12 protein-coding genes are annotated in these 14,889 nt (G+C 64.0%); 8 read left to right on the top strand and 4 right to left on the bottom strand.

The features are described 5' to 3' along the window. Positions 1-44 precede the first annotated feature (44 nt). The 3 genes from AC3A43_RS11905 to AC3A43_RS11895 form a co-directional block, all read right to left on the bottom strand. On the bottom strand, positions 45-245 hold the full coding sequence (locus AC3A43_RS11905) for a hypothetical protein (protein ID WP_487792746.1): 201 nt from the start codon (positions 243-245) through the stop codon (positions 45-47). A 7-nt stretch (positions 246-252) separates the two neighbouring features. Further along, positions 253-1,386, bottom strand: coding sequence for an acyltransferase family protein (locus tag AC3A43_RS11900; RefSeq protein WP_487792745.1), 1,134 nt, complete (start codon positions 1,384-1,386; stop codon positions 253-255). Between the two features lie 93 nt (positions 1,387-1,479). Then, positions 1,480-3,012, bottom strand: coding sequence for an acyl-CoA carboxylase subunit beta (locus AC3A43_RS11895; RefSeq protein WP_487792744.1), 1,533 nt, complete (start codon positions 3,010-3,012; stop codon positions 1,480-1,482). A gap of 20 nt (positions 3,013-3,032) precedes the next feature. Between AC3A43_RS11895 and AC3A43_RS11890 the strand changes: the two genes are divergently transcribed. Genes AC3A43_RS11890 through AC3A43_RS11880 form a run of 3 tightly spaced genes read left to right on the top strand, consistent with a single transcriptional unit; the run spans position 3,033 to position 5,259 of the window. After that, the gene (locus AC3A43_RS11890) at positions 3,033-3,557 is read left to right on the top strand and encodes a thioredoxin family protein (protein ID WP_487792743.1); all 525 of its coding nucleotides are present in this window, start codon (positions 3,033-3,035) and stop codon (positions 3,555-3,557) included. Positions 3,558-3,567: 10 nt separating this feature from the next. Continuing rightward, positions 3,568-4,347 (top strand): SDR family NAD(P)-dependent oxidoreductase, encoded by a 780-nt coding sequence (locus AC3A43_RS11885; RefSeq protein ID WP_487792742.1) that lies wholly within the window; start codon positions 3,568-3,570, stop codon positions 4,345-4,347. A 9-nt stretch (positions 4,348-4,356) separates the two neighbouring features. After that, positions 4,357-5,259 (top strand): DMT family transporter, encoded by a 903-nt coding sequence (locus tag AC3A43_RS11880; RefSeq protein ID WP_487792741.1) that lies wholly within the window; start codon positions 4,357-4,359, stop codon positions 5,257-5,259. 104 nt (positions 5,260-5,363) lie between these two features. On the opposite strand, the gene AC3A43_RS11875 is transcribed toward AC3A43_RS11880, so the two are convergent. After that, positions 5,364-6,299 carry an L-threonylcarbamoyladenylate synthase gene (locus AC3A43_RS11875; protein ID WP_487792740.1) on the bottom strand — a complete coding sequence of 312 codons (936 nt, stop codon included), beginning with the start codon at positions 6,297-6,299 and terminating at the stop codon, positions 5,364-5,366. A 74-nt stretch (positions 6,300-6,373) separates the two neighbouring features. Here AC3A43_RS11875 and AC3A43_RS11870 point away from each other — a divergent pair, with 74 nt between their 5' ends. The 5 genes from AC3A43_RS11870 (at position 6,374) to AC3A43_RS11850 (ending at position 14,827) form a co-directional block, all read left to right on the top strand. Further along, the gene (locus tag AC3A43_RS11870) at positions 6,374-8,116 is read left to right on the top strand and encodes an acyl-CoA dehydrogenase family protein (RefSeq protein WP_487792739.1); all 1,743 of its coding nucleotides are present in this window, start codon (positions 6,374-6,376) and stop codon (positions 8,114-8,116) included. Positions 8,117-8,231: 115 nt separating this feature from the next. Beyond that, a complete protein-coding gene (locus tag AC3A43_RS11865; protein WP_487792738.1) occupies positions 8,232-10,523 on the top strand; it encodes an EAL domain-containing protein in 2,292 nt (763 codons plus the stop codon). Between the two features lie 720 nt (positions 10,524-11,243). Continuing rightward, the gene (locus tag AC3A43_RS11860) at positions 11,244-13,196 is read left to right on the top strand and encodes a ribonucleoside-diphosphate reductase subunit alpha (RefSeq protein ID WP_487792737.1); all 1,953 of its coding nucleotides are present in this window, start codon (positions 11,244-11,246) and stop codon (positions 13,194-13,196) included. Between the two features lie 65 nt (positions 13,197-13,261). After that, positions 13,262-13,696 (top strand): endonuclease domain-containing protein, encoded by a 435-nt coding sequence (locus AC3A43_RS11855; protein WP_487792736.1) that lies wholly within the window; start codon positions 13,262-13,264, stop codon positions 13,694-13,696. A gap of 66 nt (positions 13,697-13,762) precedes the next feature. After that, entirely contained in the window at positions 13,763-14,827 is a 1,065-nt protein-coding gene (locus AC3A43_RS11850; RefSeq protein WP_487792735.1) for a ribonucleotide-diphosphate reductase subunit beta, read from the top strand. Positions 14,828-14,889: the final 62 nt, after the last annotated feature.

The raw sequence follows: 14,889 nt of genomic DNA, 5'->3' as shown, positions 1-14,889 counted from the left end.
TATCATATAAGCAATACAGATCAACTACGTTCGTAGTCGATCACCTAGCGCTTTCGTGCAAACCAGATCAGCACGATGCCGACGACCGCCAGCACCACGCCGTTGCGGGTCCATGTCGTATCGCCCAGCATGAAGCTGCTCGCCGGCCAGCGTATGATGTCGAGGCCCTGCAGCGCCCACAATCCGCCCACCAGCACCATCGCCACTCCGACGATCGCAAGGATGCCCTTCAATGCCCCCATCATGCTCTCCCTATGTGCGCTGCAATCCGATCAGCGGCCGCAGCCAGCCGACGTTGCGCCCGATGGAATAGAAAAGCCAGCATCCCGCGACGGTCGTTGCGACGAGGATCGCGAAAGACGGCAGCGCCGCGACGTTCGCCCCCAACAGATACCAGCCCACCACCACGATGATCGTCTGGTGGACGATGTAAAAGGGGAACACTGCCTCGGCGAGCATCGTGCGCCGCGGGTGATCGTGGTTCCAGTAACGGTCGGCGATGCCGAGCAACGCCACGATCGTCATCCAGCCGTTGACCAGCCGCGCCAGATGATAGGGCGGAAACACCCAATCGGGCGCGACCATGTTGCCCGGCCAGGTCCACTCGATCCACGCAACCGGTACGAACGCCAGCAGCGCGAGCAGCAGCGCAACCTTCCAATATCGTGCGACCGTCTCGAACAGAACCGGTCGCACGCGAAGCAGCCAGCCGACGAAGAAAGGCACCAGATAATGAAGATGCGACGGCCCGTCGTCGAACAGCGCATGCGTCTCGTCATGCGTGGGAAACAGGACATAGACCAGCGCCCACAACGCCAGCGGCGCAACGAGCATTCGCCACCCGCGCAGCGCCCCCGCAGCGACGCTCGTGATTTTCATACGCGCCGACTCCGGGATCAGCGCGAGCAGCAATGCCGCAAACATCGTATAAACCCACAGATACACGACGAACCACAGGTGTTGCCATGTCGGCAGGATAATCCCGTCGAGCGCGCCGAAACGGAAATAGTCGCGGGTCCAGAAATGCAGGAAGCCGTGGGAATAGCCGTGCTGGCCGACAAGTTCGATCCACGGCTGCGGCGGAATGATGAAAATGATCCCGAAGGCGAGCGGGATCAGCAACCGCGCACTCCGCGACCGAGCAAAGGCGCCGCTGCCGCCGAGCTTCGCAAACAGCGCCGCGCTCGCATAGCCTGAGACGAGGAACAGCAGCGGCAGCCGCCAGCTATTGCTCGCGAGCATCGGGATAGTTACCCAGTCGAGCGGCTCGGCAATCTTCACATGCCAGCCCCACGGGACGAAATACATGCCGATATGATAGAGGATCAGCAGCGCGAAGGCGCCGATCCGCAGCCAGTCCATGCCGTAATGGCGCCTCGCACTCATCGCCGCGCTCCGCCAATAAATAGGGACAGTCCCCATTTAATTCGCGCCATAGCTCCAACCCATAAGCTGCTCCCGATTAAATGGGGACTGTCCCTATTTATTGCCCCCGCGGTCAAGCACCCGCCAGGCCAGTTCGGCAAATTCGCACAGCAACGGCCGCGTATCCCTCGGATCGATAATATCCTCGACCCCGAATTTCTCCGCCGTCCGGAACGGCGAGCGCACCCGGTTCAGCCGCTCGCGGATCGCCTCCAGATGCGCCGCAGGGTCGTCCGCGGCCTCCAGCTCGCTCTTGTACGCGACCTCGACCCCGCCCTCGATCGGCAGGCTGCCCCAGTCTCCCGACGGCCAGGCAAAGCGATATTGGAAACGTTCGGCGTTCGACATCGCGCTTCCTGCGATCCCGTAAGCGCGCCGCACCACCACCGACGCCAGCGGCACCGTCGCGCGGTAGATCGCGTTCATCGCCTGCACGCCGTACCGGATCGTCCCCGTCCGCTCGGCCTCGCCGCCGATCATGAAGCCCGGATTGTCGACGAGGTGGACGATCGGCAGGCGGAACTGGTCGGCCATCTTCACGAACCGCTCGGCCTTTTCGCTCGTCTTCGCATCCCACGATCCGCCGAGATATGTGGGATCGCTCGCCAGCACCGCGACCGGATAGCCGTCGAGCCGCGCAAAGGCCGTAATCACCGCCCGCCCCCAGCGCGCGCCCATCTCGAAGAAGCTGCCCTGGTCGAACACCGCGCCGGTAATCCGCCGCATCGAATAAACCTGCTTCGCCTCGCGCGGCACGACCGACAGCAAGCTTTCGTCGCGCCGGTCGACCGGATCGCTACATGACGTCCGGGGCGCGCGGTCGTGGATCGACGAAGGCAGATAGGACAGGAACCGCCGCGCCGCCGCAAACGCTTCGGCCTCGCTTGCGACCTCATCGTCGACGACGCCATTGCGCGTATGGACGTCGGTGCCGCCCAATTCCTCGCGGTCGAGCGTATCGCCGATCGCCGCCGCGACGGCGGGCCCCGCCGCGAACAGCTGCGACAGCCCGCGCACCATGATGCTGTAATGGCTCGCGACGACGCGCGCCGCGCCGAGTCCCGCCGTAGGCCCCAGCGCCAGTGCAACCACCGGCACCGTATCGAGATTGGCGATGATCTCATGCCACCCCGGCACGTGCGGAATATAGGTATAACCCATATCCTCCAGCGTCTTGACCGACCCGCCGCCACCGGTGCCATCGATCATCCGGATCAGCGGCAGGCGATATTCATGCGCCATTGCCTCGCACTGGACGAATTTGCGGTGCAGCGCCGCATCGGCCGCGCCGCCGCGTACGGTGAAATCGTCCGCCGACGCCACCACCGGCCGGCCGTCGATATTCGCGCGCCCGAAAATGAAATTGCTCGCGGCCAGATCTTCCAGCTCGCCATCGGGGCCATAACGCCCGCGCCCGGCGATCTTGCCGATCTCGCGAAAGCTGCCCGCATCGACGATGCCCGCGATCCGCGCCCGCGCGTCCATCTTTCCCCGACTGTGCTGCCGCGCGACCTTTTCCTCGCCGCCCATCTTCTCGGCCATCGCGCGGCGTTCGCCCAGCTCGTCGATCTCTTTTTTCCAGCTCATGGAGCGAAGGCTATCTTACGTTGACGGAAACGTCATCCGAAACCTATCGTCGGCAAATGACGCGCCCGATCACCCTCGCCCTTGCCGCCGTACTGCTTGCGATCACCCCCGCCGCCGCAAGCGAAAGACGCACGATCCCCGGCGTCGAGGATGCCTATAAAAGCACCGCCTTCATCGCCGATCCGATGCCCGCGATCGACGCCGCGCTCGCGAACGCGAAGCAATCGGGCAAGCCCGTTCTGCTCGTGATGGGCACCGGCGGCTGCCACGACAGCGCCTGGCTCGCCAATTTGATCGCCACCGAACGCTTCGCGCCCGTCCGCGATCGCTACGAGATCGTCTATGCCGACATCGGTATGCCGCACATCCGCGGCTGGGGCCGCAATCCCGAGGTCGCCAAACGCTTCGGTTTCAAGATCAAGGGCACGCCGACCGTCGCGATCCTCGACGCGAACGGCACCGTCCTCAACCGCAAGGACGCGTCCAAATGGCGCAACGCCGCAAGCCGCAGCGACGACGATATCTATAACGAACTGATGGGTTAGGGAGAGAGCGATGGCCGAGATGAATCTTGCGGGGCGCGTCGCGCTCGTCACCGGCGCCTCGCGCGGAATCGGCCGCGGCATCGCGGTCGGGCTCGCCGAAGCCGGCGCCGACGTCGCGGTGAACTATACCCGCGGCGAACAGGAGGCCGCCGAAACCGTCGCCGCGATCGAAGCGCTCGGCCGCAGGGCGAAAGCCTATCAGGCCTCGGTCACCGACGAGGCCGCCTGCGCCGCGATGGTCGCCGGTATCGAGGCCGATTTCGGGCCAATGTCGATCCTGATCAACAACGCCGGCATCGCCAGCCGCGGGCTGTCCGTGGCCGACACGACCCCCGAGGAAGTCGACAAACTCTTCGCCGTCCACGCCGCCGGCCCGCACCGCCTGTCGCGCCTCGCACTCCCCCAACTTCGCACCCACGAACGCAGCGACATCATCGTCATCTCGAGCATCGCGACCTATGTGAACTCGCCGAACGGCGCGCCCTACACGATGGCCAAGGCCGCAGGCGAAGCGCTCGCGCTCACCCTCGCCAAGGAGGAGCTGAGCAACGGTGTCCGCGTCAACATCGTCGCCCCCGCGCTGACCGTCAGCGACATGGGCGAAAAACTCTCGCGTGCGATCACCGGCAACGCGGACATCCACCATCTCGACACCAAAATGCCCTTCGGCCGCGTCGCCGTTCCCGCCGACGTCGCGGCGGCAGTGGTCTGGTTCGTGAGCGATGCGAACAGTTATTGCTCGGGCCAGAAACTCAATATCGACGGCGCGGGACAAGCGACCTTCCGCTAAGGCGCACTCATGCGTCCCGATTCGGCCTCTCCCGTCATCCCCTTCCTGATCGCGTGCGCGGGCATTGCGACCTTTTCGGCGATGGATGTTCTGATGAAGGGGCTGTCGATCGATATCGGCGCCTATAACGCCGTGCTGTGGCGCACCGGCGCCGGCTCGATCCTCAGCGGCGCGCTCTATTTCGCGTCGCGCCCCGCAATGCCCGACCGGGCGACGTTGCGCATCCACGCGGTGCGGTCACTTTTCGTCGCGGGCATGGCGGTCAGCTTCTTCTGGGCACTCGCGCGTCTGCCGATGGCGGAAGCCATCGCCATTGCCTTCATCGCGCCGCTCGCAACGCTCTATATGGCGGCGATCTTTCTCGGCGAACGCATCGGACCGCGCTCGATCATCGCGTCGCTACTCGGCATCATCGGGGTGATCGTCATCGTCGCCGGCAAGCTCGGCCGCGGCGACTATGCGCCCGAAGCCCTGTGGGCAGTCGGCGCGGTGTTCGGTTCGGCGCTGCTCTACGCCTATAACCTCATCCTCGCGCGGCGGCAGGCCAAAATGGCCGAGCCGCTGGAGATCGCCTTTTTCCAGAATGGCTTCGTCGCGTTGATCCTTGCGATCGGCGCGCCGTGGTTTCTGGCAGTCCCTGGCGGCGATCAGGCGCTTCCGCTCATCGGTGCCGCTTTTCTGGCGGTGACGTCGCTGCTCCTGCTTAGCTGGGCTTATGCCCGCGCCGAGGCGCAGATCCTCGCGACCACCGAATATACCGGCTTCCTGTGGGCGATGCTGTTCGGCTGGATGTTCTTCGACGAAGCGGTCACCTGGCCGACGATCGCCGGGGCGGTGCTGATCGTTATCGGTTGCCTGATCGTCGCACGAAAAACCCCGCAACTCGATCCGATCGAACCGGCGGCGGCCTGATCTTCTCCCCTCCCATTTATGGGAGGGGTCGGGGGAGGGCATGTCGGAGAGGGCGCCGGCCGAAACGGGCCCTCCCCTAACTTCTCCCGCAAGCGGGAGGGGGACTACACCGCCGCGCGCATCAGCCGATCGTTGATCGCCGCACCCAAGCCATCCCGCGGAATCGCCGCCACCGCGATTTTCATCTTCGCGCTCGCCGCCCCCGCGTGGAGCGCATCGAACAAATGCGCCGCCGCTTCGGTCAGGTTGCCGCGCGCGCTCAATTGGTAATCGCCAGCGACCGAACCGAATCCGATCCCGAACTCATCGCCCGCAAAATCCTCCGCCCCTAATCGTACCGGCTTGCCCGGCGCATAATGGCTCGCCAGCATCCCCGGCGCGACAATCTCCGCCCCCTTCACCCCGGTTACGGCAAGCCCGCTCGCCACAGCCAACATGTCGGCGGTCACCGGCCCCGGCCGCAGCACCTCGACCGCACCGTCCTTCACCCGAGCGATCGTCGATTCCACCCCCGCCGTGCAGGGCCCATCGTCGATGACCAGCGCAATCCGCCCCTCCAGCGTCGCGAGCACATGCTCGGCCTTCGTCGGGCTAACCCCCCCGCTCGCATTGGCGCTTGGCGCCGCCAGCGGCGCGCCGGTTTCGGCAAGCAACGCCTGCATCGCGCGATGCCCCGGCACCCGCAGCGCAATCGTGTCCAGCCCCGCCGTCGCAATACTCGCTACCGGACAATCTGCGCCGCGCGGCACCACCAACGTCAGCGGCCCCGGCCAGAACTCCGCCGCCAGCGCGCGTTCGACTGCACCAAATACGCCTAGCCGCTCGGCCGCCGCCAAATCGGCCACGTGCACGATCAACGGATTAAAATCGGGGCGCCCCTTCGCTGCATAAATGCGCGCGACCCCTTGCGCGTTGCGCGCGTCGGCGGCGAGGCCGTAAACGGTTTCGGTCGGCACCGCGACTGGCTGACCCTGCGCGACCAGCTCCACCGCGCGCGCAATGGCGTTCGCATCGAACGGAGTGATGTCGGTTATCGCCATAGTGGAATTTGACCGCGAGCCATGCCGCGCTATAGCGCCCGCGCAACGATATTCACCAGGAAAGTCGGCCCTCCATGACCTACACGCCGCCCACCACCGAACAGCTCTTCGTCCTCGATCACATCGCGCGCATCGACGCGATGGCTGCGCACGACAAATTCGCCGCCGCAACGCCCGACATGATCGAGGCGATCGTGAATGGCATCGGCGAGTTCGCAGCCGAGGTTTACGCGCCGCTCAACCGCGTCGGCGACGTCCAGAACCCGAAATGGGAAGACGGCAAGGTCACGATGCCCCCGGGGTTCAAGGAGGCGTATCAGCAGTTCGTCGACGCCGGCTGGGGCAGCATCGACGGTCCCACTGCTTATGGAGGACAGGGCCTGCCCTTCACTCTCGCGACCGTGATCATCGAGGCGCTCGGCACCGCCGACATGGGCTTTACCCTTTGCAACATCCTGACCCCCGGCGCGATCCACGCGCTGATGGCCTATGGCACCGCGGAACAGCGCCAGACCTGGCTGCCCAATCTGGTCTCGGGCGCGTGGAACGGCACGATGAACCTGACCGAGCCCGCCGCGGGCAGCGACGTCGGCGCGCTGCGCTCGACCGCCGAACTCGTCACCGAGGGCGAGCACGCCGGGCTCTACAAGATCAAGGGCCAGAAAATCTTCATCACCTTCGGCGAGCATGATCTCACCGACAATATCGTCCATCTCGTTCTTGCGCGCACGCCGGGCGCGCCCGAGGGAACGCGCGGCATCTCGCTCTTCCTCGTCCCCAAATACCGCCTCGATGCCGACGGCAAGCCGACGCATTCGAACGGCGTCCACTGCGCCTCGATCGAACACAAGCTCGGCATCCACGGCTCGCCAACCGCGGTGATGGTCTATGGCGAGGACGAAGATTGCCTCGGCGAGATCGTCGGCGCCGAAATGGGCGGCATGCGCGCGATGTTCGTGATGATGAACAACGCCCGTCTGATGGTCGGCTGTCAGGGTGTCCAGATCGCCGAGCGCGCGACGCAGCAGGCGCAGCGCTTCGCCGCCGAACGCGTCCAGTCGGCACTCGCGGGCGGCACCGACCGGACCCCCGTCACCATCGACCAGCACCCCGACGTCCGCCGCATGCTGTGGCGGATGCGCGCGCAGACCGAGGCGGCGCGTGCGCTCGTCTATTATGCGTCGGCGCAGACCGATTTCGGCAAATTGGGCGACGAAGCCGCCGCGATGCGCGCCGAAATCCTGATCCCGCTGGTCAAGGCACATGCGACCGACATCGGCTGCGAAGTCGCAAGCCTGGGCATTCAGGTCCATGGCGGCATGGGTTTCATCGAGGAAACCGGCGCCGCGCAGCATTATCGCGACGCCCGCATCGCCCCGATCTACGAAGGCACCAACGGCATTCAGGCTGCGGACCTTGTCGGGCGCAAACTTGGCATGGCGGGCGGCGATCTCGTTCGCGGGCTGATCGACGATATCGCCAATGGCGCCGCCGATTTCCCCGAATTGCGGCAGCTTGTCGACGCCTGCCGCGCAGTCACCGACTGGATGGTCGGCGCGAACACCGCCGACCGTCTCGCGGGCAGCTATCCCTATCTCACGATGCTGTCGACCGCGACATGTGGCTGGTTGATGGCGCTCCAGAACAAAGCCGCGCGCGCCGCGCTCGATGAAGGCAATGGCGATCGCGCCTTTCTCGAAGCGAAAATCGCCTCGACGCGCTTCTATCTGCAACAGATCGTCCCCGCGGCGACCGGCCTCGCCGCCTCGGCCCTCGCTGGCGACGCTGCGTTGGAGCCGCTGCCCGCCATCGCCTGAAACGGACGGAATCCTGCGCCTTGCGCTGCGCCGCACGGCGCAGGACTTTGTTCATGATTAACGCGATGATAACCATCTGAAGCTAGTCACGTCCGGCAATCTTGCGGAGACGTGCGTGCTGAAGCTCGGACAGAAGATGATCGTCAGTTGGCGGGCCCTCGTGCTTTCGCTGCTGCTGAGTCTCGTCGTCGGCATCACCGGCGTCGGTGAGTTGCCCGATCGCCTCATCGCCATGGCCACCAGCCGCGTCGCCTATCGCGATGTTTCGGGCGATATCGTGGTGGTCGGCATCGACGATCGCACTTTGGCTGAATCGCATGGCGGCGAGTTCACACGGCACGATCATGCCCGCCTGATCGGCGCCATCGATCGCGCCGGGCCGAAGCGCCTGTTCATCGATTTCGACTATGAACGTCCCGACAATAACGGGGGCCTGGAAAGCGTAAGCGCGGCGGTACGCAATATGCAGGACCGGGTCGTGCTCGCCGTCCCGACGCGATCGGTGCCCGGCTCCGACCGGCTCGTTACCATTTTCCCCGATGCCTCTTTCGGCGATCGGGCCCAGCGCGCCAGCATCGCGTGGGAATATCAGTTCTGGCAGGTATGGGACGTCCCGTTGATGTACCTTGCAGATGGTAAATTGCTGCCCAGTTTCTCGGCCATCATGGCGGGCAAATCGGGGCAAGCGCCGTCGCAGTTTCGCATCGATTTTTCCTATCGGACCTCCAGCATCCGCCAATATAGCGCGATCGACGTGATCGACGGCACGGTCGGCGCGAAAGAACTGGCGGGCAAGGACGTGATCTTTGCGCCCACGGCCTCGCGACTTGAGGATCGTCATTATTTGCCGGGGCACGACATGGTGCCCGGCGCCTATATCCATTTGATCGCCGCCGAAACGCTGCGCCGGGGCAATCCGGTCAACCTCGGCTGGTTGCCGCCACTGGGCCTCGCGCTGCTTCTGACGCTGCCCATGCTGATGCGCCGCAGCAACCGATGGTTCAGCCTCGTCGGACTGGCGGTCGCCGTCCTCCTCGTCGTGTCGCAGCTGCTGCTCGCAACCCAGCTTGTCACGGTTTCCACTGGCACAGGCCTCTTCTTCCTCGTCGCCGTCGGCTCCAACGTGGCGCGTGCCCGGCGCCGCAATTCGGCCCAACGCGAAAACCCCGTATCGGGTCTGCCGAATTTCGAAGCGCTGCGTTCGCAGTCGCCATTTGGCAGCGCGACTGTGGTCGCGGCCAAGGTGGTGAATTTCGACGATCTCGCCGCATTCATTCCCGGCGACGGGATCGCCAAGCTTGTCGAACAGGTGACGCGCCGCCTTCAGCTCGCATCGCAGGGCACGATGCTGCACCACGATCTCGACGGGACCTTCGCGTGGCTCGTGCCCTATTATCAGCACAGCCAGATCGAAGGGCAGCTCGCGGGTCTCGCCGCGCTGTTCAATGCGCCGCTGACGATCGGCGAACTGCGCGTCGACGTCGCGATCGCTTTCGGGGTTAATGACGAGTTCGAGGGATCGAACGCGCAGCGCCTCGCCGCGGCGCTCGTCGCCGCCGAGCGCGCGATCCGCACGCGCTCGCTGTGGACCAAATATACCTCGCGCCAGAAGGAAGACGCCGGCTGGCAGTTGAGCTTCCACTCGCAGCTCGAAGACGCACTCACCGGGGGTGACATCTGGGTCGCGTTCCAGCCGCAATATGAAATCGCGACGCAGAGGCTGGTGGGGGTCGAGGCGCTCGCGCGCTGGACCCACCCGACGCGCGGCCCGATCCCGCCCGACGAATTCATCGTCCAGGCCGAAAAAAGCCAGGACATCTATCGCCTGACGTTGTTCGTCATGGATCAGGCGATCCGCTCGGCCGCGCAGCTCCACGAGCGCGGCGCGCATATCAACATGTCGGTCAACCTGTCGGCGAGCCTGCTCGACCACAGCGATCTCGTCGGCACGATCCGCGTGATGCTGACTGCGCATCACCTGCCGCCCGAGATATTGACGATCGAGATCACCGAAACCGCGCAGATCGAAAACAGCCGCCAGGCGCGTCAGACGCTGGCGCAGCTCCGCCGCACCGGCATCCGCCTGTCGATCGACGATTATGGAACCGGCCAGTCGAACCTCGAATATCTGACCGAGATCGAAGCCGACGAGATCAAGATCGACAAGCGATTCGTGATGACCATGCGCGATTCGCAGCGGAACCTCGAAGTCGTCAAATCGACGATCGATCTGGCGCACCGCCTGGGCGCCGTCGCGGTCGCCGAAGGCATCGAAGACGGCGAGACCATGGCGCTTCTCGAGACTCTCGGGTGCGATGTCGGCCAAGGTTATCATCTTGGAAAACCTCAACTGTTTTCCGAGCTCATCGCGACGCTCAACGCCCTTCCCCAGCACCGCACGGGGTAGCTGCCAAACTGGCAGCAATCGATATAGTTAAGACTCGATTTACCTTACTAATTAAGGTATATGCTTCGTTAACTGTTCCTCGTGGGCAGTGCGACAGGAGATTTATCATGGGTTGGTTTTGGCGATTCATGGGCGGCGGCGGCACTGACAGCGGTGGCGGTTCGGCTTGACCCGAATTTGAGTTAGAGATCGGGCCTCGGCATCGCCGGGGCCCTTTTTCTTTGCCCGGCGTCGACGCGCGGACCTGATGCCAAAACCGCCCGCGCCTGCTCCGCTCGCCGTTTTCCGCAGCGGTCATCCCGGCGTCCATCGCGCCGCTCGGCAAGCCTGAAATTTCCATCTTGGCGCATCTGCGTCGCTTCTCCGCGCAAACCCGCGGAAAGGCTGGCGTGTCGCCTCGCGCTCGCCCATCGGCCGCGACGAGACGAATCAAATTATCGACGAACTGAGTCCCCATATTGTCATTTACCGTATTGCATCGTCGCGCCGACGTGGCACTATAGGTGGTGGGTCGACCACGGGGGCACCCCAAGAAATTGTATCAGGCTGCAAGTGGCGGATTTCCGTCGTCCATCCCATATGGACACGGGAAAACCCTTCTTGCGCCAAAAATAAGTGCCCCGTGGACAGGTTTAGATGCTAAGACCGGGGCTTCGCCCTGAGTCGAACAAGACAGGAACAAAGCGCACCGGGTGCGCGTTCAAATCGGGGGCGAATTCGATGGATTTTCGGGAAACGGAACGGGTGGAGACGAGCGACGTGGCGACGATGGAACTGACGAAAAATGACGCTCCGGTGGCACCCGAATCGAAGGGCGAATCGGTTGCCGACGCAGCGCCAACGGCAAAGCTCAACGACAGCAGCGAGGCGAAGGTCCACGCGCGTCGATTCGACGTCGTGACCGACAAGAGCCGCGATGCGCTGCTCACCGACTTCGGCAAGGAAACGCTCGAGGATCGCTACCTGCTCCCCGGCGAATCGTACCAGGATCTCTTCGCGCGCGTCGCGTCGGCCTATGCCGACGATCAGGAGCATGCGCAGCGCCTGTATGATTACATCTCGAAGCTGTGGTTCATGCCCGCGACCCCCGTTCTCTCGAACGGCGGCACCGGCCGCGGCCTGCCGATCAGCTGCTATCTGAACTCGGTCCCCGACAGCCTCGAAGGCATTGTCGAGACGTGGAACGAGAATGTCTGGCTCGCCAGCCGCGGCGGCGGCATCGGCACCTATTGGGGCAGCGTGCGCGGCATCGGCGAACCCGTCGGCCTCAACGGCAAGACCAGCGGCATCATTCCCTTCGTCCGCGTGATGGACAGCCTCACCCTCGCGATCTCGCAGGGCAGCCTGCGCCGCGGTTCGGCCGCCTGCTATCTCGACATCAGCCACCCGGAGATCGAGGAGTTCCTCGAAATCCGCAAACCGTCGGGCGACTTCAACCGCAAGGCGCTCAACCTCCACCACGGCGTGCTGATCACCGACGAGTTCATGGAAGCCGTCCGCGACGGCACCGAATTCAACCTGCGCAGCCCCAAGGACCAGAGCGTCCGCGGCAGCGTCGACGCGCGCTCGCTGTTCCAGAAGCTGGTCGAAACGCGCCTCGCGACGGGTGAGCCCTACATCATCTTCATCGACCAGGTGAACCGCATGATGCCCAAGCATCACCGCGATCTGGGGCTCAAGGTCACCACCTCGAACCTGTGCAGCGAAATCACCCTGCCCACCGGCCGCGACCATCTCGGCAACGATCGCACCGCGGTCTGCTGCCTCTCGTCGCTCAACCTCGAAACCTGGGACGAGTGGAACGGCGACAAAGGTTTCATCGAAGACGTGATGCGCATGCTCGACAACGTCCTGCAGGACTATATCGACCGCGCCCCGCCCGAAATGGCGCGCGCCAAATACTCGGCCAGCCGCGAACGCTCGGTCGGGCTCGGCGTGATGGGCTTTCACAGCTTTCTGCAGGCGCGCGGCCTGCCGTTCGAGGGCGCGATGGCGAAATCGTCGAACCTGCGCGTCTTCAAGCATATCCGCGCGCAGGTCGATCAGGCGTCGATGCTGCTCGCCAAGGAACGCGGCCCCTGCCCCGACGCTGCCGATCAGGGCGTGATGGAGCGTTTCAGCTGCAAGATGGCGATCGCGCCGACCGCGTCGATCTCGATCATCTGCGGCGGCACCAGCGCGTGCATCGAGCCGGTGCCCGCGAACATCTACACGCACAAGACGCTCTCGGGCAGCTTCTCGATCCGCAACCCGCACTTGGAAGCGCTGCTCGTCGACAAGGCGAAGAACAGCGACAATATCTGGAACTCGATCCTCGAAAAGGGCGGCAGCGTCCAGCACCTCGACTTCCTGACGCAGGACGAGAAGGACTGCTACAAGACCAGCTTCGAGATCGACCAGCGCTGGCTGCTCGAACTCTCGGCCGACCGCACGCCCTATATCGATCAGGCGCAGTCGCTGAACCTGTTCATCCCCGCCGACGTCGAAAAGTGGGACCTGCTCATGCTCCACTATCGTGCGTGGGAACTCGGCATCAAATCGCTCTATTACCTCCGCTCTAAATCGGTGCAGCGCGCCGGCTTCGCGGGCGGGGTCGAGGCCGACAACACCGCCGAAGCCCCGGTCTACGATCTGCAGACCACCGATTACGACGAGTGTCTGGCGTGCCAATAAATCCCTCTCCCGCGGGGAGAGGGAGGGAGGCGCAAAGCGCCGGAAGGGTGAGGGTGACGACCCCCATGCGGACCTATCGCAATCAACCCTCCGGCACCGTCTCCCGCGCCCGCACCTTGCGCAAGGACGCCACCGAAGCCGAAAAGCGGATGTGGCGCGCCCTGCGCGAAACCTTCCCCGCCGGTAAATGGCGGCGGCAGGTTCCGATCGGCCCCTATTTCGCGGATTTCTTCAGCTTCGCCGCGAAACTGGTGATCGAGATCGACGGCGGCCAGCATGCGGAGGCGGCATCCTACGACGCCCGCCGCACCGCATTTTTGGAAGCACAGGGCCTCACCGTCCTCCGCTTCTGGAACAACGACGTCCTGACGAACACCCAAGGCGTCATGGAACAAATCTCCCTCTCCCTCCGGGAGAGGGAAGGAGCGACGCAGTCGCGGAAGGGTGAGGGCGACCAGCTCCCAACCAACCGCCAACCACCCTCACCTTCCCAAGGCTGACGCCTTGGGCCCCTTCCTCTCCCGATGGGAGAGGAGTAAAGATACGCCAGTCCGGAGATCGTTCAGATGCCCCTTCTAGAATCCCGCAACACCTACAAGCCCTTCGAATATCCGTGGGCGTTCGATTTCTGGAAGCGCCAGCAGCAGATCCACTGGGTTCCCGAGGAAGTGCCGCTGGGCGAGGATTGCCGCGACTGGGCGCAGAAGATCAGCGATCACGAACGCAATTTGCTCACGCAGATTTTCCGCTTCTTCACGCAGGCCGATATCGAGGTGCAGGATTGCTACCACGACAAATATGGCCGCGTGTTCAAGCCGACCGAAATCAAGATGATGCTGACCGCGTTCAGCAACATGGAAACCGTGCATATCGCGGCCTATTCGCACCTGCTCGACACGATCGGCATGCCCGAAAGCGAATATGGCATGTTCCTCGAATATGACGAGATGCGCGCCAAGCACGACTATATGCAGCAGTTCGGCGTCGACAATGACGAGGATATCGCGCGCACCCTCGCGATGTTCGGCGGCTTTACCGAAGGCTTGCAGCTCTTCGCCAGCTTCGCGATGCTGATGAACTTCCCGCGCTTCAACAAGATGAAGGGCATGGGCCAGATCGTCAGCTGGTCGATCCGCGACGAAAGCCTCCATTGCGAAGGCATCATCAAGCTGTTCCACACCTTCACCAAGGAACGCGACTGCCTGACCAAGGCGGTGAAGGAAGACATCATCGACACCTGCCAGAAAACCGTGCGGCTCGAGGATGCGTTCATCGACCTCGCGTTCGAACAGGGCCCCGTCCCCGGCATGACGCCCAAGGAGATCAAGCGCTACATCCGCTACATCGCCGACTGGCGCCTCGGACAGCTCGGCTTTTCGCCGATCTACATGATCGAGGAGCACCCGCTCCCCTGGCTCGCCCCGCTGCTCAACGGCGTCGAGCACGCGAACTTCTTCGAAACGCGCGCGACCGAATATAGCAAGGGCGCGACCCGCGGCGAGTGGAACAATGTCTGGTCGAGCTTCGACAACCGCAAGAAAGCCAAGGCGAACGACGACGCGGCGCCGGTGATCACCGCCGAAACCGACGGCGACGACATGTTCAAACAAGCCGGCATCGCCGCCGAATAAGCTAAATCCCTTCCCGCGAGCGGGAGGGGCCTTATTAGTGATCCCCGGCGAAAGCCGGGGCC

It is taken from the genome of Sphingopyxis sp. Soil_C_28, assembly GCF_057657055.1.
The sequence above is the reverse complement of the archived record's forward strand: the minus strand, read 5'-3'. Positions and strand labels throughout refer to the sequence as shown.